Origin of the sequence: Acinetobacter sedimenti (assembly GCF_022601685.1) — a bacterium.
Classification (GTDB): Bacteria; Pseudomonadota; Gammaproteobacteria; order Pseudomonadales; family Moraxellaceae; genus Acinetobacter; species Acinetobacter sedimenti.
This window is the reverse complement of sequence record NZ_JAKUML010000004.1, coordinates 133,898-156,975: the sequence shown is the minus strand read 5'-3', so window position 1 is coordinate 156,975 and position 23,078 is coordinate 133,898. Positions and strand designations below refer to the sequence as shown.

18 protein-coding genes are annotated in these 23,078 nt (G+C 41.8%); 12 read left to right on the top strand and 6 right to left on the bottom strand.

What is annotated here, in order from left to right; all coding sequences use genetic code 11:
* Positions 1 to 60 precede the first annotated feature (60 nt).
* Together MKI79_RS03740 and MKI79_RS03735 are read right to left on the bottom strand one after the other, a co-directional pair.
* A complete protein-coding gene (locus MKI79_RS03740; RefSeq protein ID WP_241570727.1) occupies positions 61 to 1,236 on the bottom strand; it encodes a thiolase family protein in 1,176 nt (391 codons plus the stop codon).
* A gap of 146 nt (positions 1,237 to 1,382) precedes the next feature.
* Positions 1,383 to 1,898 (bottom strand): GspH/FimT family pseudopilin, encoded by a 516-nt coding sequence (locus MKI79_RS03735; protein WP_241570726.1) that lies wholly within the window; start codon positions 1,896 to 1,898, stop codon positions 1,383 to 1,385.
* Between the two features lie 494 nt (positions 1,899 to 2,392).
* On the opposite strand from MKI79_RS03735, the gene omp38 (MKI79_RS03730) reads away from it, so the two are divergent.
* The 3 genes from omp38 (MKI79_RS03730) to MKI79_RS03720 all read left to right on the top strand — a co-directional run bounded on the left by omp38 (MKI79_RS03730) (position 2,393) and on the right by MKI79_RS03720 (position 6,117).
* On the top strand, positions 2,393 to 3,496 hold the full coding sequence (gene omp38 / locus MKI79_RS03730; RefSeq protein ID WP_241570725.1) for an outer membrane protein Omp38: 1,104 nt from the start codon (positions 2,393 to 2,395) through the stop codon (positions 3,494 to 3,496).
* Positions 3,497 to 3,734: 238 nt separating this feature from the next.
* Positions 3,735 to 4,814, top strand: a complete 1,080-nt coding sequence (gene omp38 / locus MKI79_RS03725; RefSeq protein WP_241570724.1) for an outer membrane protein Omp38 — start codon at positions 3,735 to 3,737, stop codon at positions 4,812 to 4,814.
* A gap of 199 nt (positions 4,815 to 5,013) precedes the next feature.
* Complete coding sequence (locus MKI79_RS03720; protein ID WP_241570723.1) at positions 5,014 to 6,117, top strand: OmpA family protein; 1,104 nt, start codon at positions 5,014 to 5,016, stop codon at positions 6,115 to 6,117.
* 79 nt (positions 6,118 to 6,196) lie between these two features.
* On the opposite strand, the gene MKI79_RS03715 is transcribed toward MKI79_RS03720, so the two are convergent.
* Positions 6,197 to 6,367, bottom strand: a complete 171-nt coding sequence (locus MKI79_RS03715) for a hypothetical protein (protein WP_241570722.1) — start codon at positions 6,365 to 6,367, stop codon at positions 6,197 to 6,199.
* A gap of 291 nt (positions 6,368 to 6,658) precedes the next feature.
* Between MKI79_RS03715 and MKI79_RS03710 the strand changes: the two genes are divergently transcribed.
* From MKI79_RS03710 to moaA, 7 genes are all read left to right on the top strand, one after another.
* Positions 6,659 to 7,486: a PhzF family phenazine biosynthesis protein gene (locus MKI79_RS03710; protein WP_241570721.1), complete on the top strand. Its 828-nt coding sequence runs from the start codon at positions 6,659 to 6,661 to the stop codon at positions 7,484 to 7,486.
* Between the two features lie 524 nt (positions 7,487 to 8,010).
* The gene (locus MKI79_RS03705; RefSeq protein WP_241570720.1) at positions 8,011 to 9,372 is read left to right on the top strand and encodes an MFS transporter; all 1,362 of its coding nucleotides are present in this window, start codon (positions 8,011 to 8,013) and stop codon (positions 9,370 to 9,372) included.
* 128 nt (positions 9,373 to 9,500) lie between these two features.
* The gene (nirB, locus tag MKI79_RS03700) at positions 9,501 to 12,041 is read left to right on the top strand and encodes a nitrite reductase large subunit NirB (RefSeq protein WP_241570719.1); all 2,541 of its coding nucleotides are present in this window, start codon (positions 9,501 to 9,503) and stop codon (positions 12,039 to 12,041) included.
* A gap of 52 nt (positions 12,042 to 12,093) precedes the next feature.
* A complete protein-coding gene (gene nirD / locus MKI79_RS03695) occupies positions 12,094 to 13,698 on the top strand; it encodes a nitrite reductase small subunit NirD (protein WP_241570718.1) in 1,605 nt (534 codons plus the stop codon).
* A 91-nt stretch (positions 13,699 to 13,789) separates the two neighbouring features.
* Positions 13,790 to 16,597 carry a nitrate reductase gene (locus MKI79_RS03690; protein ID WP_241570717.1) on the top strand — a complete coding sequence of 936 codons (2,808 nt, stop codon included), beginning with the start codon at positions 13,790 to 13,792 and terminating at the stop codon, positions 16,595 to 16,597.
* Positions 16,572 to 17,288, top strand: a complete 717-nt coding sequence (gene mobA / locus MKI79_RS03685) for a molybdenum cofactor guanylyltransferase (RefSeq protein WP_241570716.1) — start codon at positions 16,572 to 16,574, stop codon at positions 17,286 to 17,288. The genes MKI79_RS03690 and mobA overlap by 26 nt, the downstream gene beginning before the upstream one ends.
* 121 nt (positions 17,289 to 17,409) lie before the next feature.
* The gene (gene moaA, locus MKI79_RS03680) at positions 17,410 to 18,447 is read left to right on the top strand and encodes a GTP 3',8-cyclase MoaA (protein WP_241570770.1); all 1,038 of its coding nucleotides are present in this window, start codon (positions 17,410 to 17,412) and stop codon (positions 18,445 to 18,447) included.
* A 113-nt stretch (positions 18,448 to 18,560) separates the two neighbouring features.
* Here the strand turns inward: moaA and MKI79_RS03675 are convergent, their stop codons facing one another.
* The 3 genes from MKI79_RS03675 to MKI79_RS03665 form a co-directional block, all read right to left on the bottom strand.
* Positions 18,561 to 19,823: an FAD-dependent oxidoreductase gene (locus MKI79_RS03675; RefSeq protein ID WP_241570715.1), complete on the bottom strand. Its 1,263-nt coding sequence runs from the start codon at positions 19,821 to 19,823 to the stop codon at positions 18,561 to 18,563.
* A 457-nt stretch (positions 19,824 to 20,280) separates the two neighbouring features.
* Positions 20,281 to 21,333, bottom strand: coding sequence for an ABC transporter substrate-binding protein (locus MKI79_RS03670; protein WP_241570714.1), 1,053 nt, complete (start codon positions 21,331 to 21,333; stop codon positions 20,281 to 20,283).
* Positions 21,324 to 21,923: an ANTAR domain-containing response regulator gene (locus MKI79_RS03665; protein ID WP_241570713.1), complete on the bottom strand. Its 600-nt coding sequence runs from the start codon at positions 21,921 to 21,923 to the stop codon at positions 21,324 to 21,326. The genes MKI79_RS03670 and MKI79_RS03665 overlap by 10 nt, the downstream gene beginning before the upstream one ends.
* Positions 21,924 to 22,311: 388 nt before the next feature.
* Between MKI79_RS03665 and MKI79_RS03660 the strand changes: the two genes are divergently transcribed.
* Positions 22,312 to 22,464, top strand: coding sequence for a hypothetical protein (locus MKI79_RS03660; RefSeq protein ID WP_241570712.1), 153 nt, complete (start codon positions 22,312 to 22,314; stop codon positions 22,462 to 22,464).
* Positions 22,465 to 22,599: 135 nt separating this feature from the next.
* Complete coding sequence (locus MKI79_RS03655; RefSeq protein ID WP_241570711.1) at positions 22,600 to 23,070, top strand: Lrp/AsnC family transcriptional regulator; 471 nt, start codon at positions 22,600 to 22,602, stop codon at positions 23,068 to 23,070.
* The last annotated feature ends 8 nt before the right edge of the window (positions 23,071 to 23,078 follow it).

Below are 23,078 nucleotides of genomic sequence, written 5' to 3'. Positions count from 1 at the left end.
TGAGTCACGAATAAAAAAATCCCGCATTAGTTTGCGGGATTTTCTGTTTAGAGTTTTTAATTAAAGCAATTCAATCGCCACAGCAGTTGCTTCACCACCGCCGATACACAGTGCTGCAATACCTTTCTTGCCACCTGTGCGTTTAAGCGCATGGATTAACGTCAAGATAATGCGTGAACCTGTAGAGCCGACAGGGTGACCAAGTGCACATGCACCACCGTTGATATTGACTTTTTCAATATCAAGTTTGAATTCATCAATCGGGCACATCGCAACCATTGCAAATGCTTCATTGATTTCCCAAAGGTCAACGTCTTTTGCATCCCAACCTGTTTGATTCAATACTTTTTGGATTGCGCCAACTGGAGCAATGGTGAACTCAGATGGGTGCTGTGAGTTTGATGCGTAAGCAATAATTTTTGCCAACGGATTTAAACCCTTTGCTTCTGCATTATCAGCAGTCGTCAATACTAATGCAGACGCACCATCAGAGATCGAACTTGCATTTGCTGCGGTGATGGTACCGTCTTTGGCAAAAGCAGGGCGAAGTGTTGGAATCTTATCGATATTGGCATTGAAAGGTTGCTCATCTTTATCAACGACCACATCACCTTTACGTGTGGAAACGGTGACAGAAACGATTTCATCAGCGAAATAACCTTCAGTCACAGCCGTTTGTGCACGTTTCAACGAACGAATCGCAAATTCATCCATTTGCTCACGGCTATACGATTTTTTATTTGCCATGTCTTGGGCAAATGAACCCATCAAACGACCAGTTTCTGCATCCTCTAAACCGTCAAAGAACATATGATCTTTCACTTCACCATGTCCCATACGGTAGCCACCACGTGCTTTTGGTAGAATGTAAGGTGCATTAGTCATAGATTCCATACCGCCTGCAACGACGATATTTGCAGAACCTGCTTTAATCATATCAGCAGCTTGCATCACGGCTTTCATCCCTGAACCACAAAGCTTGTTAATGGTCACTGCGCCAGTAGAGTCTGGAAGTCCAGCTTGACGCATTGCTTGACGAGCAGGACCTTGCTTTAGACCCGCAGGCAATACACAGCCCATGATTATTTCTTCGATATCAGTTGGTTGAAGACCTGCACGAGCAATCGCTTCTTTAATCGATACTGCGCCAAGCTCAGGTGCAGTAACACCTGCTAAACTGCCTTGAAAACCGCCCATTGCGGTACGAGCACCATTGACAATCACGATGTCAGACATGAATAAACTCCTGTGTAAAATCTAGTGACTTATAAAAAGATGACGAAACTATAAGTCATTTTAAATTAAGGTACAAAAATAAAGCGAAACTATAGGTTCACTTTGAAAAGATTGGAAACAATCCGTTAGAATCCTACAATTAAGTATTAACAACTCTGAAGCTTTTCTGTTCTAGAGTGTCCCATCATACTAACCAAGATTTTGTAATGCTGGTTGTGTGAGTGAGAGCAGTAGGTGAATCGCCCGTTGGATCCCCGTGGTAGACCTGTATCAGGTTGAAAAAATAAAGTGCTTCCATTGAAGCCGTTCCATTGTAATTCACCATACTTAAGATCCAAATTGATTGCTCTAAGTGTAGCTTCACTTGAATCTAAGATGCGATTCATATTTTTGTCATGAAATATGATGATTTTCTTTGACCAACTATTATTTTCACAGTTAAATCCATTGGAACTACCACAAATACCAATTCGTCTTTTAAATGTGTAAGCTTGATGTTTACTATCTCGAACAAGGGTGTGTAATGTAGAGTTAACTTTTTTAGCTTCGAGGTTTGCAAGGATACTTTTAAAGTGTGGAATAGCAATGGTTGAAAGCACAGCGATGATTATTACAGTTACAATGAATTCAAAAATTGTAATACCAATTTGAAATTTACGCATGGATGTCTATTTTTACCTTGTTTTATATGTAAGTTTGTAAATTAAAAGTTAATGAATAATGTGTTTATTGATTTCAGTTAATATTTTGTGATGCTGAATCGTAAAGTTCTTAAAATAAAATATATTATAACAGGATTTTTTGGGATGTGAAGTATTCTCAATTACAAAAAAGAACTCAACTAAAAAGTTACAAAAAAACCATGATATGAATCAAACTTTCATAAAAAAATATAGAAAAAGCATTTAAATAGCACTAGACTGCGAACAGTGGATGTATCAAAATCCATTGTGAGTTACCAAAAAACAATGGTAATTGTAAAAAAGTTTGTCAATACTGTTGACAAATTAGTTGTGACATTCAGGTTTAATGTCCAATTTTTGTAAAATTTTAAGCAAGCCGTTTAAAAACATATGAAAATGTGTATATACTATGCACAGAAAACAAAGTTTTAGGCTTGTGTTACACAACAAAATGTTTAATCTGGAGGCATTCCATGAAAATGAGTCGTATTGCTCTTGCTATGTTGGTTGCAACTCCGTTTGCAGCTGCAAACGCTGGTGTTACAATTACCCCTTTAATGCTTGGTTATCACTGGTATCCTGAAGATACTCAAGATAAACAACGTGAAGTATTGACGAGCCGTGATGGCGGAACTACACCTACTGGTACTAATGGTTCCGGTGTTGCGCTTCAAAGTGATTTGGTTGTTGGTGCTGCGATTGGTGCAGAATTGACTCCATGGTTACAAGCTGAAGTTGAATACCAACAAACTAAACCAGATGCTGCTGCGAATGAAGCTGCTACATCTTTTGGTCAACCATGGGAAGCTAAGCAAGAAACTCTTAGCTTGAATGCGATTGCAACTACTGACGTATTTACTGGTAACTATGACAGCAAAATCAAGCCTTATGGTTTGATCGGTGTTGGTCATTCACGTATCACTGTAGATAACCCTGGTTTTGATCGTCGTACATATGACACGCTTGGCAACTTGGGTGCAGGTGTACTTTGGCAGTTGAACGATGCTTTGACACTACGTACTGAGGCTCGTGCTATCCATAACTTCGACAACAATTGGTGGGAAGGTCAAGGCTTGGCAGCACTTCAAGTTGTTCTTGGTGGCCACTTGAAACCAGCTGCGCCAGTAGTTGAAGTAGAGCCGGTTCCTGAGCCAGCTCCAGTTGTTGTTCAACCAGAACCAGAACAACCACAAGAGATCACTGAAGATCTTAAGATGGAACTTCGTGTGTTCTTTGATATCAACAAGTCAAATATCAAACCACAGTACAAACCTGAAATTGCTAAAGTTGCTGAGAAATTGGTCGAATATCCAAATGCAACTGCACAAATTGAAGGTCATACTGATAACACTGGTCCACGTAAGTTGAATGAACGTCTTTCACTTGCTCGTGCGAACTCTGTGAAATCTTCTTTGGTTAACGAATTTGGTATTGATGCGAACCGTTTGAGCACTCAAGGTTTTGCTTGGGATCAACCAATCGCTGACAACAATACTAAAGAAGGTCGTGCGATGAACCGTCGTGTATTCGCTACGATTACTGGTAGCCGTACAGTAGTGGTTCAACCTGGTCAATAAATTTGTGTCTGTAATTAATAATGTTACAGATATATAAAAGAAGCAGCCCTCGGGTTGCTTTTTTTTATCAAAAATTTACATATGTAAAAAATATATTTATTATATTGAAGATGATTGCTGAATTTGTAATGAAATAAGAAAATTTATGTTCAGTGTAATTATTAGATAGTGAGATTGTAAGGTATATAGAATCTCAGTAATGAAGTTTTTTTTGTATTAAGGATTTGGAGAAAGAGCTATGAAAATGAATCAACTCGCAGTTGCTGTGTTATTGACAGCACCATTCGCATTAGCAAATGCTGGTGTTACTGTTACCCCTATGGTTGGATATACATTTCAAGATACTCAGAGTAATAATGGTGGGGGAGATGGTAATTTAACAAATCTAGCCGAAATTCAAGATGATGTATTTGTTGGTGGTGCCTTGGGGTTAGAGTTGACGCCATGGTTGGCTTTTGAAGCTGAATATACCCAAGTCAAAGGTGACTTGGAAGCTTGGGGTGTGCCAATTGATGGTGCAGAATACAAGCAAAGTCAAATCAATGGTAATTTTTATATTTTATCTGATTTATTAACTGGAAATTATGAGAGTAGCTTTAAGCCGTATTTGCTTTTAGGTGCAGGGCACTATAAGTATGAGTTTGAAGGTATTCCAGATTGGTACTTGGGTCGAGTTGGTCGAGGTATGACAGAAGAGGGTACCTTGGGTAATGCTGGTATTGGTGCATTTTATCGCTTGAATGATGCTTTATCACTTCGTACCGAAGCTCGTGCGACATATAATGCAGATGAAGAGTTTTGGAATTATACAGCTTTAGCAGGTTTGCAGGTTGTGCTCGGTGGCCATTTAAAACCAGCTGCTCCTGTGGTTGAAGTTGAGCCAGTACCTGAGCCAGCACCAGTAGTTGTTCAACCAGAGCCTGAGCAACCGCAGGAAATAATCGAAGATCTTAAGATGGAACTTCGTGTATTCTTTGACATTAATAAGTCAAATATTAAACCACAATATAAACCAGAGATTGCAAAAGTAGCAGAGAAGTTAGCTGAATATCCAAATGCAACCGCTCAAATCGAAGGCCATACTGATAATACAGGTCCGCGTAAATTAAATGAGCGTCTTTCGCTCGCGCGAGCTGATTCTGTGAAGTCTGCACTTGTCAATGAGTTTGGTGTTGATGCTAATCGTTTAAGTACTCAAGGCTTTGCATGGGATCAACCGATTGCAGATAACGCTACTGTTGAAGGGCGCGCAATGAACCGTCGTGTATTCGCTACGATCACAGGTAGCCGTACGATCATGGTTCAACCAGGTCAATAATTTCATTAACTAAATTATAATAAAAAGCAACCTACGGGTTGCTTTTTTTGTATCGAACGATTACAGACAAAATTAGTTGTATTAAATATATTAAATATTATTAATTAGTTAGGTTTTTTTGTTTTTACATCATAGAAGTAAAAATATATTTTTTGTGCACCTAATTTCTAATTTATGTATGTATTTTCTGGAGTTGGATATGAACTTAAATCGTTTAACATGTGCTTTGATGTTAGCGCTCCCATTTGCCGCTGCGAATGCAGGAGTTACCGTAACACCTTTGATGCTTGGTTATACTTTCCAAGATACTCAGCATAATAATGCTGGGGAAAAAGGTGATTTAACAAGCGCAGCAGAAATCCAAGACGATTTATTCGTTGGTGCTGCACTTGGTGTAGAGCTTACGCCGTGGTTGGGTTTTGAAGCTGAATATAATCAAGTAAATGGTGATATCGAACTTGGTGGTGAGCAAATCAACGGCGCTGAATACACTCAAAGTCAAATCAATGGTAACTTTTATGTGACGTCTGATTTGATTACTAAAGATTATGACAGTAAGTTTAAGCCTTATGTACTTTTGGGTGCTGGTCATTACAAGTATGATTTTGATGGTGCGGATGAAGCGACATTGGGTCGTACTGGTCGTGGTTTAAAGGAAGAAGGTACTTTGGGTAACGCCGGTATTGGTGCGTTCTACCGCTTCAATGATGCGTTGTCACTACGTACAGAAGCTCGTGCTACATATAATGCTGATGAAGAGTTTTGGAACTATACAGCACTTGCTGGTTTGAATGTTGTTTTGGGTGGTCATTTGAAGCCTGATGCGCCTGCTGTTGTAGCTGAACCTCTTCCAGAGCCAGCACCTGCTCCTGCGCCAGCACCACGTGTTGAGCAAGAAACGATTAACCTAGCTGCTGACGCATTGTTTAAGTTTGATGGTTCATCAGTTTCTGACTTGTTACCACAAGGTCGTGCAACTTTGGATCAAGTTGTTGACGCTGTGAATGGTAACTACACGACGATTAATAGTATCGATGTAACTGGTCATACGGATCGTTTGGGTTCTGAAAAATACAACTACAATCTTGGTATGAAGCGTGCGCAAACTGTACAACAATATCTTGCGAGTCGTGGTATTCAAACTCAAATGAACGTGAACAGTGCGGGTGAATCTCAACCTGTAACCACGAACTGTACTGGTACTAAAGCAACTGCTGAATTGAAAGCATGCTTACAACCAGACCGCCGTGTAACATTGCAGATTACTGGTGTTAAAAAAGTTGTTGTACAGCCGGGTCAATAATCATATTGGTTGAATGACCATAGATGTGAAGTAAAAAAGCAACCCTCGGGTTGCTTTTTTAGTTTGGTAATTATTAAGTTTATTTATCAGCTTGCCAATCAGTTTTACGAAGCTGATGTTTCGATGCCATGCGTTCACGTCGATGAGTCGCCTGTGGTTTTTCAGTTTCAAAGACACCACTTTTGTGCAAAAGCGGTGATAGTGCAACAGGATTACGTGATTTGATTTTAGGCATATCTTTCAGTTTCATTTTTTAATCATTCCAAAAATAAAAAATCTAGCGAATGCTAGATAAGGATAGTCTTGGCATTCGGACGTTGATTGGATACAACATATGTCCTATACCGACGTATGCTGAATTAGTTAAATGTGTACTCTTGGGTTAATAGCATAACGATCTCCTTTAAAAGAATGTTAAAGACAGCGTAAGATGAGCGCATTTTAATCTATAAGTACAACTTGTCAATCAACAAGCTCCTCACCAGTGATAAAAGCCGATATAGTGGGATACAAATGTGTATGAAAATAGTAGGTTGTCATCATGAAAATGTATCAAGTCGATGCTTTTAGCCAAAAGTTGTTTAAGGGGAATCCTGCGGCAGTGATTATCTTGGAGGAATGGCTTGATGAATCTGTCATGCAGAATATTGCGATGGAGAATAACCTTGCGGAAACTGCTTTTGTAAAAAGGTTAGATACGACAAACTTTGAGATTCGATGGTTTACACCTGCTGCAGAAGTTGATTTTTGTGGTCATGCGACTTTGGCGAGTGCCAGTATTTTGTTTCAGCTTGATTTAGACTTACAACAAATCATTTTTCATGTGGGTAAATTGGGTGAATTTATTGTACATCAAGCTATTGATGGCAAGATTCATATGAATTTTCCGATTCGTCGTGCAGAACGTATAGATAATTATCCTGAGTTGTTACGTGAAGGTTTAACTAAGCCATTTAAAGCGGTTTATCTCAGCCCACAAGCTTATATTGTGGAATATGAGTCTGTGCAAGATGTCTTGGATGAGCAGCCTGATTTTGCCAAACTGAAAGTATTGGGCAATTTACGAACTGCGATTACAGCATCTAATCGTGATGTGGCAATCACAGCCAGTGCAGATCATGAGCATGTAGATTGTGTTTCTCGTTATTTTGCGCCTGCAATGGGTATTGATGAGGATCCTGTGACAGGTTCGATTCATACTGGAATTGTGCCGATTTGGGCGGATCGTTTTAATAAACAAGAGCTTGTTGCCTATCAAGCCTCAAAACGAGGCGGAACGCTATATTGCAAAATCCTAGATGATGAGCGCATGGAAGTTGCGGGCTATGCAAGGCTGTATATGATTGCTGAGATTAATATTGCGAATTAAGCTCAGTATGTTTAATTCAATGGGTGGTGCATTAGGTTGCTCTAAAATGATGCGTAAAATTGGATTCTATGCAAATTGAATCTAAAGTATGATTTTGTGGCTTTGCTTTGTGTTGCACGAAAAGGGTGCAATTCAGCATATAATTAAATTTAAGGTGAGTGTTAGTAAGCAAAGATAAGAATAAATAAACAATCAAGTTGACGATGGGATTTTGACTGATGAAGTTGTGAGCATTTATGTGTTCGCTATTACGTGGAGAAAAAGGAACTTGTGGTTTTTAAACCAATAGAAATTTATTTTTTTTATTTTAATTTAAACAAAAACAGATATTTATATTTTATTTTCATTGGGAAAATCACTTTTTAAATTAAAAAAATAAATTCTGGCATGGCTATTGCATTACATATGATAAGTCAAAGATGACTCCAAACTGCATCGGTCAATGGCGCCCGTTCTGACAAGCGAATATGTGGTTTTAAGTTTTATTACTGCATTAATTTATGTTTAGTTCAGGGGACGCCATTATGTCTGTTACTTTCCCATCTGTAGATTTGTCTGCAAAAAAAGCAACATCCATTAAACTGTTTAGTTTTTCCACTCCCGCAATGCGTGCTTTCCATATGTCATGGCTTGCATTCTTTATCTGTTTCTTTGCGTGGTTTGCTTGCGCGCCATTGATGCCAGTCATTGCAGGTGAATTTCATCTGACCAAAGATCAGATTGCCAATATCAATATCGCTGCAGTGGCGATCACCATTCTCGTTCGTTTAATCATTGGTCCATTGACTGATAAATACGGTCCACGTCGCACGTATACTGCTTTATTACTGATCGGAAGTATTCCTGTATTTGGTGTAGCTGCTGCAAATAGCTACGAATCATTCTTATTCTTCCGTCTGTTGATCGGTGCGATTGGTGCGAGCTTTGTGATCACCCAGTACCACACCAGTGTGATGTTTGCACCAAATGTCGTCGGGACTGCGAATGCAGCAACTGCGGGTTGGGGTAATGCAGGTGGTGGTGCGACGCAAGCGTTAATGCCTTTATTAATGGCTGCTTTGATCATGGTTGGTGTAGATGCGGCTTGGGGTTGGAGAGCAGCGTTATTGGTACCAGGTATTTTGATGGTCATCGTTGGCATCATGTACTGGAAGCTTACTCAAGATAGCCCACAAGGTGACTATAAAGAGCTTCGTGCAATGGGCATGGAAACTGGTAGTGGTAAGAAAAGTAGCATGGGTATCTTAAAACAAGCTGCATCGAACTACCGTGTGTGGATTCTGTTCCTGACTTATGGTGCATGTTTTGGTGTGGAAATCTTTATCCATAACATTGCTGCAATGTATTACGTCGATACTTTTAATCTCGGTCTAAAAGAAGCAGGTCTAGCAGCAGGTATCTTTGGTTTGCTTGCGCTGTTTGCTCGTGCTCTAGGTGGCATCATTTCTGACAAAGTTGCGCTCGGTAAAGGTTTGGATGGTCGTACCAAAATATTACTCATCATGATCTTGGGTGAAGGGATTTTCCTGATTCTTTTCTCGCAAATGTCTACGGTGTGGACGGCGATCATGATGATGACAATCTTTGGTTTGTTCACTCACATGGCATGTGGCGCAACTTATGCACTGGTACCGTTTATTGATCGTGAATCATTAGGTGGTGTAGCTGGGATCATTGGTGCAGGTGGTAATGTCGGTGCGGTGGCAGCAGGTTTCTTGCTCAAAGGTATGGTGGATATTCAAACTGCACTGATGGTCATCGGGGTGTTGGTGCTGGTTGCAGGTGTATCAGTATTGTTCATCCGCTTTAGCCCAGAGCACAAAGCCAAAGAGCAAAAATTATTTGAACAAGCGATTGCGGAACGTAACGCAATTGCAGAGGCCTAAGCATAAACCTTAGCCTCAATAGCCAAAATAGCAGAGGTCAACTGACTTGAAGTGATGAAGCAGATAGTCAGTTGATCGAAGCCAAAGATAGCAAATATACATAGTAGAAATAACGCGGAGAAATTCCCATGAAATTAGTAGTTGTTGGTCATGGTATGGTTGGGCACAAATTCTTGGAAGGCGTGCTTGAATATGTGAACGATGATGTTGAGATTACGGTAATCGCAGAAGAACCACGTTTGGCGTATGACCGTGTCCATCTCTCTGAATATTTTTCTGGGAAATCGGCAAAAGACTTGTCGCTTGCTCGTCAAGATTTTGCGGATGCCTATGGGATTGATCTGCATTTGGATACCCAAGCGATTGCGATTGATCGTGAAGCGCAAGTCGTGACGACAAAATCAGGTCAACAAGTCCCATATGACAAGTTGATTCTGTCTACGGGTTCTTATCCATTTGTCCCGCCGATTCCAGGTAATGATCGTGAAAACTGCTTTGTTTACCGTACCATTGAAGACTTGGATGCGATCCGTGCTGCAAGTCAAACGGCAAAAAATGGTGTCGTGATCGGTGGTGGTCTGCTTGGTCTAGAAGCGGCAAAAGCACTGGTTGATTTGGACTTAAAAGCACATGTGGTGGAATTTGCACCTCGCTTGATGGCAGTGCAAATTGACGATCTTGGCGCTAAAGTTCTGCGCAATAAGATTGAAGATTTAGGTGTTGAAGTTCTCACCCAAAAAGCCACTCAAGCGATTGAGGATGGAGATGACTTCATTCATAGCATGAAGTTTTCTGATGGCACAGAGCTGAAAACAGATTTGATCGTCTTCTCCGCAGGGATTCGTCCACGTGACGAGTTGGCACGTCAGTCAGGGCTGGAGCTTGGCGAGCGTGGCGGTATTGTGATTAATGACTTCTGCCAAACTTCTGACGAGCATATCTATGCGATCGGTGAGTGTGCACTGTGGCAGGGCAAAATCTATGGTTTGGTTGCACCAGGTTATGACATGGCACGTATCGCAGCCAAACATGTGATGCAAGAAGAGACCAACAGCTTTGCTGGTGCAGACATGAGTACCAAGCTCAAGTTGATGGGTGTCGATGTCGCATCAATCGGTGATGCACATGCTAATCACCCGTCTGCAGCAAGTTATTTCTATAATGATGACCATGCACAAGTCTATAAAAAAATCGTCATCAATAAAGAAACCAAGAAATTAATCGGTGCAGTCCTAGTTGGTGATGCAAAAGAATATAGCGAACTGCTACAAATGATGCTCAACGACATGGATTTGCCTGAAAATCCAGACAGCTTGATCGTGCCACAATACGGCGGTAGCAATGTCGCATCATCAGGTGGCACAGGTGTTGATCTGTTACCTGATTCTGCAACGATATGTTCATGTAATAACGTGTCGAAAGCAGATTTGTGTAGTGCGATTGCCGATGGTTCGACCTCACTTGGCGCATTGAAAAAATGTACCAAAGCGGCGACAGCATGTGGTGGCTGTGCGCCATTAGTCACCCAAGTGCTGAAAGCGGAATTACAACGTCAAGGTGTCACGGTCAACAACCACCTTTGCGAGCATTTCCCGTACTCTCGCCAAGAGTTGTATCACTTGGTACGTGTCAATGAAATTCGTTCTTTTGATGAGCTGATTTCAAAACACGGTCATGGATTGGGTTGTGATATCTGTAAGCCAACCGCATCGAATATTCTTGCATCTTGCTGGAATGACTTTATCTTGCAAAAAGAACACGCAGGCTTACAAGACAGTAATGACTATTTCCTCGGTAACATTCAAAAAGATGGTTCTTACTCAGTCGTACCACGTATGGCGGGTGGTGAAGTTACACCAGATGGCTTGATCGCTGTCGGTCAAATTGCCAAGAAATATGGCTTATATACCAAAATCACAGGCGGTCAACGTGTCGATTTGTTCGGTGCGCAAGTACATCAATTACCAACGATTTGGGAGGAATTGATCGCTGCAGGTTTTGAGTCTGGGCATGCCTACGGCAAATCACTTCGTACAGTGAAATCGTGTGTCGGTAGTACATGGTGTCGTTATGGTGTGGATGATTCTGTGGGCTTGGCGATCTTCTTGGAAAACCGTTACAAGGGCTTGCGCTCTCCGCACAAATTAAAAATGGCAGTATCTGGCTGTACGCGTGAATGTGCCGAAGCACAAGGTAAAGATGTCGGTGTCATCGCCACTGAAAAAGGTTGGAACCTCTATGTCTGCGGTAACGGCGGTATGAAACCTCGCCATGCAGAATTGCTTGCATCTGACTTAGATACTAATACTTTGATTCGTTATATCGACCGCTTCTTTATGTTCTATATCCAAACTGCCGATCGTCTACAACGGACTAGCGTATGGCGTGACAACCTTGAAGGTGGTTTGGATTACCTCAAAGATGTGGTGGTGAATGACTCGCTTGGTGTGGCACAAGAGCTTGAAGATCGTATGCAACACGTGGTGAATACTTATCAAGACGAATGGAATACTGCAGTCACTGATCCAAAAGTCCGTGCCCGTTTCCAAACCTTTATTAACTCTGATCAAGCTGATCCGCACATTCAGTTTACGCCTGAGCGTGGTCAAATCCGTCCAATGAATGCACAAGAGCGTGATGCAAAACGTATTGCAGTAACGTCTGTATAAAGTGAACACATTCGAGTTAGCGAAAAGTATTTAAGAATTGAAGGAAATTATTATGTCAGAGATGAAGCAAGGTTTAGATTGGCAAAAAGTGTGTTTGCTCGATCAAATCCAGCCAAACACAGGTGTTTGCGCACTGATCGGCGAGCAACAAGTTGCCATGTTCCGTGTTGGCAATGAAAAGCGTATTTATGCACTCTCCAACCACGATCCATTTAGTGGTGCCAATGTCATGTCACGTGGCATTTTGGGCGATATTTTGGGCGAGCGTGTCATCGCATCGCCGATTTATAAGCAACATTTTAGCTTGGCGACAGGGCGTTGTTTGGAAGATGGCAGTCAAAGTTTACCAGTCTTTCCAACCAAGATCGTTGATGGTGAAGTGTGGGTTTATCCTGAAGCACAAAAAACGTATCTAACCAATGTGGCATTGCAACGTGATCGGATGAAACTCGTCCTCGTGGGGAATGGTTTGGCAGGCATGCGTTGCCTCGAAGATTTACTCGATATGGCACCTGAGATGTATGACATCACCGTGATTGGTGAAGAGCCGTGGGGCAATTACAATCGTATCATGCTTTCGCCAGTGCTTTCAGGGGAAAAAACCATTGAGCAAATCATGTTGCATGCACCTGAATGGTATGCGGAGAAAGGCATCAAATTCATCGCAGGGGACAAAGCGGTGAAAGTTGAACGCCGTAAAAAGCAAGTCATCACCGAATCAGGTTTAGCCGTAGATTATGACCGTTTGATCTTGGCAACAGGTTCAAAACCATTTATGCCACCAATCAAAGGTAATGATCTCGATGGCGTGCTGAGCTTCCGTGACATTTATGATGTGAATAAAATGATCGAGATCAGCCAAACCAAGCAAAATGCCATCGTCATCGGCGGTGGTTTGCTTGGACTTGAAGCAGCATATGGCTTGAAACAACGTGGTATGAATGTCACCGTATTGCATCTGATGGATCGTATCATGGAGCGTCAGCTCGACCTACGTGCCAGTCAAATGTTGCGTCAAAGTATCCATGAAAAAGGCATTAAAATCATCACTGAAGCCTCAACTCAAGAAATTCTCGGACAAGATGGTAAAGTCGTTGGCGTGCGTCTTGCTGATGGCACACAGCTTCTTGCCGACCTCGTAGTATTTGCGGTCGGGATTCGCCCGAATACCGATCTTGCGCAAAGTGCAGGCTTGCGTTGCAATCGTGGCGTGGTGGTCAATGATACTATGCAGACTTTTGACCCAAGTATTTATTCGATCGGTGAATGTATCGAGCATCGTGGTAGCGTCTTTGGTTTGGTTGAGCCACTTTGGGGACAAGCCTTTGTTTGTGCAACACACTTGGCAGAACATGGTAGCTTGACCTTTAAAACTTTGCCGACACCGACACAGCTTAAAGTCAGTGGTGTTGATGTGTTCTCGGCAGGCAATATTGAAGCGACCGAAGACTGTGAAGATATCGTGCTTAATGATGAAAAGCGTCAAATCTACAAACGCTTAATTATCCAAAATGACAAAGTGATCGGTGCGGTATTGTTCGGTGATACCGAAGATGGTGCATGGTATGCGGAGTTGATCAGCGACCAAACACCGATTCACCAAATCCGTAATAAGCTGTTGTTTGGACGAGATTTCGCTCTGAAGCAAGCAAGCTAAGAGATTGATCATCGCCAAATTGGTACTTACTCCAATTTGGTTTTTAAGATCAACAGATTACGAATCCGTATAATTTTGGAGAATGGCAAAGATGAATCAAGTTGCACAGCTCATCCCAACGATTTCAAGCAATGAAATCGTGCATTCGACTTGTCCTTATTGTGGTGTAGGTTGTGGCGTGACTGCACAGCAAACTGCCAAAGGGCTACAAGTGGTCGGGGATGTGTCGCATCCTGCCAATCGAGGCAAGCTCTGTATCAAAGGTAGTAATCTCGCTGATACCGTAGGTATGTCGCATCGTTTGATCACGCCACAACTTGGGCGAGGTGCAGCGCGTAAGCAAACATCTTGGGATCAAGCCACGGATTTGATTGCCGATAAATTTCGTCAATGTATCGACCAATATGGACGTGAAAGTGTTGCGTTCTATGTGTCAGGACAGCTGTTGACCGAAGACTATTATGTAGTCAATAAATTCGTCAAAGGCTATCTCGGCACAGGCAATATCGACACCAATTCACGCCTTTGCATGTCTTCTGCGGTAGCGGCGCATAAACGTGCTTTCGGTGAAGATATCGTTGCAGGTAATTATCAAGATTTTGAACAAGCTGAGCTCATCGTCTTGGTCGGATCAAACACGGCATGGTGTCACCCGATTTTGTTTCAGCGCATCATGGCGGCCAAAGCAGAAAATGCCAATCTAAAAGTCGTGGTCATCGACCCTCGATTTACTGCAACGTGTGAACAGGCGGATTTACATTTGCCGATTTTGATTGGTCAAGACATTTGCCTGTTTAATGGTTTATTGCAATATCTCAATGAACAGGGTTATGCCGATCAAGCCTTTATTGATGCGCATACCACGCAATTGGATCGTGTGCTCGATGTCAGTCAAGCCGAGCAAGACCTCGATTTTGTCGCTTCGGAAACAGGCATTGCCATTGAAAAGTTGCTTGAGTTTTATCAACTATTCGCCAAAACCAAGAAAGTCATTACGCTGTTCTCAATGGGCGTAAATCAGTCCAGTCAAGGCACAAATAAAGCCAATAGCATTATCAATTGTCATCTGCTTACTGGTCGTGTGACAGGCGAGGGCATGGGTGCATTTTCCATGACGGGGCAGCCGAATGCGATGGGCGGACGTGAAGTCGGCGGTTTGGCAAATATGCTTGCTTCGCATCTCGATATTGATAATCCAACGCATCAGCAACTGGTGCAAGACTTTTGGCAAAGTCCACACATCGCACAAAAGGTCGGTTTAAAAGCTGTAGATATGTTTGAAGCGGTGGAAGCAGGAAAAATTAAAGCAATTTGGATCATGGCGACCAATCCTGTGGTGAGTTTGCCGAATAGTGACCAAGTCAAACGAGCTTTGGAAAAATGTGAATTTGTGGTGGTATCCGATGTCTGCAAGGATACCGATACGACGGACTTTGCCGATGTGTTGTTGCCTGCGCAAGCGTGGGGCGAAAAAGACGGCACAGTGACTAATTCTGAACGTCGTATTTCACGTCAAAATGCTTTCTTATCTGTGCCTGAAACCATCAAGGCGGATTGGTGGGCGGTGAGCCAAGTGGCACAAAAACTTGGTTGGCAAGGCTTTGATTTTAATTCGAATTATGACATTTTCTTAGAACACTCCAAACTCTCAACGATTGGTAATGGTTTTGCTTCTGAGCGTGAAAGCTTGCCTGCATTTCGCTATTTCAATCTGCAAGGTTTAAGTTACATTAGCCAAGCCGAATACAATGCGCTGAAACCGATTCAATGGCCTGTCTATGCGGACAAGCAGGGTACGCCACGCATTTATGGCGATGGGATTTTCAGTCATGCAGATCGCAAAGCAAAATTTATTGCCACGCCAAATATCGAACCAAAAAATAAACCAAATGCAGAATATCCACTGATTTTGAATACAGGTCGTGTTCGTGATCAATGGCATACCATGTCACGTACAGGATTGTCCGCCAATCTCTCTACACATCGCAGTGAGCCATATTGTGAGATTCATCCACAAGATGCGCTCAAGTTCGGGATTAAAGAGTTTGATTTGGTCGAAGTCCGTTCGGAATGGGGACGTTGTATCGTTCGTGGTCAGTTCTCGACCAAAGTACGCCGTGGACAGATTTTTGTACCAATTCATTGGAATGATCAAGTCGCTTCCGATGCACGAGTTGGTGCGGTGGTCAATCCTGTGGTCGATGCGATTTCAGGTGAGCCTGAGTTTAAGCATACGCCAGTGATGATTCAGCCATTTTATGGACGTTGGCAAGGTGTGCTGTATGTACGTCCAGAGTGGATGGAAAATGCGCCTAGTGATAAAGCGAAAGGCTGTGATAAAAATCAGTGGGATAAAGAAGGCTTTACTTGGTGGGTTAAAATCCAAACGGCACAAGCAATTCGCTTTGAAATTGTCGATCGTACCGAGAGTCTGCACGTCGCCAATAAACTGCAAGATTTACTGCCGTATGATGCCGAAAATGATGAGTGGCTGATGTATGAAGATGTACATACCGACACCTTGCATGTCGTGGTGCTACGTGAAGATCGTTTGATGGCGGCATTCTATCTTGCACCTCGTGAGTTTTTACCTGATCGGGATTGGTTGGCTGGGCTGTTTAGTCGCAATCGTCTGAGTGCTTTGCATCGTCGTGCGTTACTCGCTGGTATGCCAATCGGTCAGGCGAATAATGAAGGTGCATTGGTGTGTAGTTGCTTTAAAGTCGGTAAAAACCGTATTATTGAAACCATTAAAACCAAAAATCTCACCAATGAAAAACAAGTCACAGCGTGTCTAAAAGCAGGTGGAAACTGTGGTTCATGCTTACCTGAAATCCGTGGTTTGATTAAACAATGTCAGTCGGAGCGTGAAAGTGAATTGTCCAACGAAGCCAATTGATCACAAGCGATCTGATGAAAATCAAATTTCTGATCTTGCAACCAATTTTGTTCCGAATGAAATTGGAAAAAGTGATGTTACAAAAAATGATGTTGCAAAAAAAATCATTGCCAATACCGATGCGGTGATTCTCGCAGGCGGTCAAGCAACTCGAATGGGTGGGTGTAATAAACTACTGCAATGCTTTGATGGACAGTGTCGTCAACTTGATCGACTGAGGGAAAATCTCAAACCACAAGTGCAAAAACTGTGGGTCAATAGCCACCGAGATAGTGAAATTTATCAAGCCATAGATGCGGAGATTGGGATTTTTTCTGATTTGGAAAAAGGCTTCCAAGGCCCGATGATGGGGATACACAGCGCATGGCTGTATAGTCAACGAGATTGGATACTGTTTGTGCCATGCGATTTGTTTTATATTCCAAATCAATTGCTTGAGCAGTTCTCTGAGCAAATTGCGAAAGATCAAAGTCAACTCTGTTATGCAGAAATTGATGGGCAGGCCCTCTATCCATTTTGTTTAATGCACCGTTCTGTTAGTGAGCACCTTGCGCAAAGCTTGGCGCAAGATCAACGTAGCTTATTCCGACTGTTTAAATCGCTTAAATTTTCTGTGTTAAAATTAACGAATGACAGTGCGCAACCACATAGTATTAATGCGTGGGCAGAATTAAACATCAGGCTTCCTTAGCCAATTTTAAGTCAAAGCGTGCTGAACCGATGCGTTGCTTTCTTTGAGAATATGAGTAAAAGTGTTGACTGATTTGCAAACACAGATCGTGTCTAGATATGATCAATCGCCAAAGCGACAAGTGCGTAGCAATGCAAACTTGGTGGATCAGTTTGGTCGTGAAAAAAGAAAATTGCGTATTTCCGTGACTGATCGTTGTAATTTTAAATGTCAGTACTGCATGCCTGAGCATCCCGAATGGTTGGCAAAAAAGGATATTCTTTCTTTTGAAGCGCTGTATATCTTTTGCGAATTGATGGTTGAGCAGGGCATTGAAAGTATTCGCATTACAGGTGGTGAGCCATTAATGCGTCAAGGCGTGGTGCATTTTATCAACGACCTAAGTCGCTTGCGTGCCAAAGGCTTAAAGCGTATCTCGATGACCACCAATGCGCATTATCTCGCCAAATATGCAGAAGGTTTAAAACGTGCAGGCTTAGATGATTTGAATATTAGTTTGGACAGCTTAGATGCCAAACAATTCCAACAACTCACTAAAAAATTTCTACAACCAATTTTACAAGGCATTACTGCTGCACAAGCGGTCGGTTTAAAAATCAAAATCAACACCGTGCTGATGCGTGGCATCAATGATGATCAAATCATTCCTTTGGTCAAATGGGGAATGGCGCAGAAGGTCAGTGTACGTTTTATTGAATATATGCCACTCGATGGTGATGCACTGTGGCAAAAGGACTGGGTGGTCAGTGAACAAGACATTCTGAGCACACTGGAAAAAGAATTTCAGATCACCGCAATTGCCCAAGATCATGAGCCTGCAAAGCAATTTGTAATTCAAAATTTAAATGATGCAGTTAAAGAAAACTTTTCAAAACAAACCTATAAAATTGGGATTATCTCAACGATTTCTAATCCATTTTGTCAGCAGTGTGATCGCTTGCGATTGACTGCCACAGGCGAGTTATTTACCTGTTTGTTTAGCGATCAAGGTTTAAGTTTTAAAGATAAATTAGAGCAATATCAGAAAAATAAAGATGATGCGCTACGAAACGAGATCATCGACACGATTAAAACCGTGGTCTGGTACAAAGAGGCAGGCTATGTCAGTAAACAGCGTGCGCCACTTCGCAAAATTACCATGCATGCCATCGGCGGCTAATCTATAGCCAAAGCAATTTAATCTGCTACAGCGTTAACCTCACTCGCTGTACTATATGTACACTTTCGTTCGGTTGCCTTGTATCAGAAATAAATTTCTTCGGCTATAGAAGGCTAGAGTTCTTTATCTGAAGACTGCATCGGCTTTGCAATCTCATCATAGCTCATCTGACCAAACGCACCTGTTTTTAATCCCGATACTGTGAAAGCCATTTGCTTTTGAAAATATGGAATCTGATTCATCCAAGAAAACATAATATTTCGTAAACTGCCTGCCCACCACAGATCTGATTGATACAACGGTGTGAGTAGTCGGCTCATCAGTTGATACATGTTGATCGAGGAGTGTCTAAGTTCGTGGTAATGTTGCCAAACAACGTGCCAATCCATGTCTTTTGCTGTTCTCGCTTTGTTGAAACTTTGTGCTAAAGCCCAAGCATCCAGCAACGCCATGTTCGCCCCTTGCCCAAGTTGAGGACTCATCGCATGTGCGGCATCACCAATGACACCGATACGACCTTGACCATATTTGGACATAACAACATCACGGTATTGGGCATTCAGCCATTGCGGTTGATTGTCTTTAAATACGGCTTCTAAACACGTTGCAAGGTCTGACCAACGGCTTTGAATTTTAGCTAACCATGCTGTGTAAGGTGCTTGTGCAAATGTATCGAACTGACCTGTCGGTAAGCTCCAAAAGATACTTGATAATCGCCTTTGCGGATCAGAGGGCAAGCTTCCAGTGGGTAGAACTCCCATCATCGTCGAAGTACTGTCATAGAATTGGTGCAAAATTTTTGGATCGCCATATACACAGTCAGGCACGATCGTCCACGCTGCACCCCACGGATAAGGTTTGTCTAGCTTGACCCATTGTGCAGGGCGCAAACGGCTACGTGCACCATTGGCGATAATGGTTGCGTCAAAAGCCTCATCAAAAGGCTGATCTTTGCAATGACCTTTTACGATGACCTGTGAGCCTGTGTCTTCGAGATGTGTGATTTCATGTTGAAATCGCCAAGTGAGTTGGCGTTCATTCGCTAAACTTTGCGTTAGTACATGGTATAAAGTGGCACGGTGGATACCAATGCCAAAAAATCTTGAATCGGCTTGGGTATAATGGCTATCGACAATTAGCTGTTGATTTGGCAATTGACCTGTTAAGCCTGTGACTTCTGCACCGAGCTTCTGTGTTTCTTCCAAAATGCCGAGATGGGCTAGTACCGCAAGTCCAGAGGGTTGGAGTAATAGACCTGCACCAACGGGATCGAGGGTCGGTGCTTGTTCAAATAGAGTGACTTCGATATCTTGATGAATCAACATTTTTGCCAATGCTAATCCTGCTGTTCCTGCCCCGATAATGGCAACTTTCATTGTTATCTATCCGTTTTTTATGAATACAGCTTAATACCGTCATATTTATAAAATGAGTATTTTACAAAGATAGACATCTTACCCAAAAAAGATGATGGAAGACAGCTATGTCATCTCAATAATTTTTAAACATATTTTTATGAAATTTAACCTCAGTTCGACATAAGATGAGTAAAAATTATCTGATTCGTGGGAGCGTCAGTCGCATTGTTCGAGGGCAGAACAACTTTAGCAAAATGACGTTTTTCAAGGTATAGGATAAATTTTAGAGTATGACCGAGTTTGCGGCTGACAAATGGTTTTGCTTACTTTTCCCGAAAGAAAAGTGAGTCGAACCGAAGGTTAATCCAGAAATATAAGTATACACCGCAAGACCTTGCCTAAAATGTTTTTCCTTTTCGACTATGTACAATACAAACTTCATCGAACTTAGGCTGAATTTAGAAAATGAACAGACCTAATTTAAACTACTCAACACCTCTTGATAACACGCCAAATCAATACACTGCAAACTATAATCCTGAAATTTTCCAGCGTCTAAATCTGCATGCAGCCATGCCTTGAGCTGTGACAATATCCAATCAAAATCTGTGGCTTTGGGTTGCATATTTTGCTGATGGATTTGCAGAATTAATAATTCAACATCTTGTTGTAGTGTTGCTGAACCAAATGCAGGATCAAGCGATGAATCAAACGCAGTGTCGATAATGTCAAACTGTTGTAGCAGTTGATAGGCTACTGCACTATTTTCTTTTTTTGACAAATCTTGCTGTGCTTTTATTAAGGCACGAATCATTGCTTGATGCGCTTCGCTATGTTGCGTTGCCCACTCACTGGTCACTGCAAGCACTTTATCGGCAATACTTGGAATCACATCTTGCGAACGACACACCACTTTTGAGATTTGCTTGGTTGCACCGACACTATTCCACGGCTCACCGACGCAACAACCATCAATCATACCTTGATCAATGGCATCAAGCATATAATGCGGTGGCAAAGTGGCAAGTTTGCATTGATGTGCAAAGTCTTGATCGGCAAGGCGTAGCCATTCTCGCAAAGTAAAATGATGCAATGACGCAGGGAAGACTTGTGCTAATTTATGCGTCATTTCATTTGATTTAGCGACAAATTTCGCTGCACTTTGATGGGGTAAATCATTCGCTTGAATGGCTAATTCATCATACAGTTCACGTTTTAGGCTGATTTTTGCGGTGTTATGCGAAAGCACTAAAGCGGTGCGCATCGGAATGCCAATATCATCTGCGGTACTACATGCACTGGCGACGATCGGTGAAAGGCAATGCGCTGCTTGCAACATGCCAAATGCCAAACGATCTCGCAAGGTCGCCCATGAAGTTTCTCTGACCAATTCAACAGTTAAATTTTCCGCAGAAAAATAACCACGATGCTGCGCCCAAAGTAGTGCGATGCTATCGACGAGCGGTAAATAACCGATCTTTAACATGTCAGCAGTATTTTGTTCTGATTCAAATTGAGTTACTGACATGGTGGCTCCTGATCGGTGTGATTGATCAATGATAGGGCTTCGTAAAAATGCCGTGCTGCCTCACCCAAAGTAATACGATGGCTCATCGCATGTTTGCGCAAGCGTTTATACGCATCTTCTTCATCAATATTGTGCAGTTGCATGAGTAGTGCCTTCGCACGATCAATATCTTTGCGATCGGCAAGTTTGCTTTTGGCCTCATTCAGATCCTTGAGGAGTTTTTGATGATGCTTATATTGTTCAATCGCAATATCTAAGATCGCATGTAAGCGCTCATTATCAATACCATCAACAATATACGCTGTGACACCTGCATCAATCGCACTATGAATCGTTTGACGGTCAGTATTCTTGGTAAATAAAACAATCGGTAAGTTTGAATTCATCACGCAACTTTCCACGACATCACGATGTGGATGATCCATATCGAGCAAAATCACGTCTGCATCCAGTGACTCTAGATTGAGTAAACTGGTTTGGGAGGAGAGAAAGCAACCAACCACTTCAAACGATTGTTGTTCTAGTGTTTTGGCGACATATTCTGCTCGGTCTGGATGATCGTCGATCAGTACGACTTTGAGTTTAGACATGACAAAATAAGTTGGCTAATTGAATTGAGTTGATTAAGTATTAAAAATCTGTAGCAAATATAGGGTAAAACTTCACTTTTGATAAGCAAAAGCTGTGCCTTAAATTGACTTTTTGTATTGCAAAATTTTAGAACCGTGCGCAGTATCACTTTTTATTCAAATCATGTTTTGGAACACTTCCTATTTTAATTTCTTACTTTAAGGAAAAATAGCGTTCACAATAGGTGGAATTTTGGTAAAAAAGTGATAAATAACGATAAAAATAGAAAATATTTTAATAAATAGTAAATGAATGCAAATATATTCCCGAAAACACTGGTAAAGTTTAAAAAATCGAGAAATAATTTAAATCAGTTATTGATACATTAGTCTTCAGGGTGTGGAGGGAATGCGTCGCACCAAAATAGCACAACTTATATGGTGCAATGACTCAAAAAGTCACGACGCAACTGAGCAAGCGATTTGCCACAAGCAATTCGATCAGTCACAGACCAGTGCATTTGCATCAGAAGATAAAGTCTATACTTTAGACTCCCTCTAAAATCCCAAAATATTTTAAATTTTTAGCGATCTTCCAAATCATCAATAACGATAAAGCAATGATGTCTTTTTCATATTAGTATTCGGCATCGCAAACCATTTTTTTAAATTCACTTTTCCCATATACGGAGCCGTCATGGAACTCGACCAATACGATAAGCAAATCATCGAAATATTGAGTCATGAGGATATGAATCTGAATGAATTGTCAGAACGGATTCATCTATCGGTGAGCTCGGTACATCGTCGTATCAAAAATTTGATGGATCGTCAGATCATTGGCAAGATCAAACGTGAAATTAATTATCAAAAACTTGGCTTTAGTCTACATGCTATTTTGCAAGTGTCGTTAAGCCGTCATGATAGTGAAACTTTTGAGCGGTTTTTGGCAGCAGTTGAAGACATTCCCGAAGTGACTAATGCGTTTTTGATCACAGGTCAGTCGGCAGATTTTCTACTCGAAGTTGTTGCCCGAGATATGGATAATTATAGTGATGTGCTACTCAAGCGATTGGGTAAGATCGACAATGTGGTGGCGCTCCATTCCAGTTTCGTCATTAAAAAATATGATGTGCTAAATGCGACAGGGTTGTTGCAACGAATTTAATTTGCACA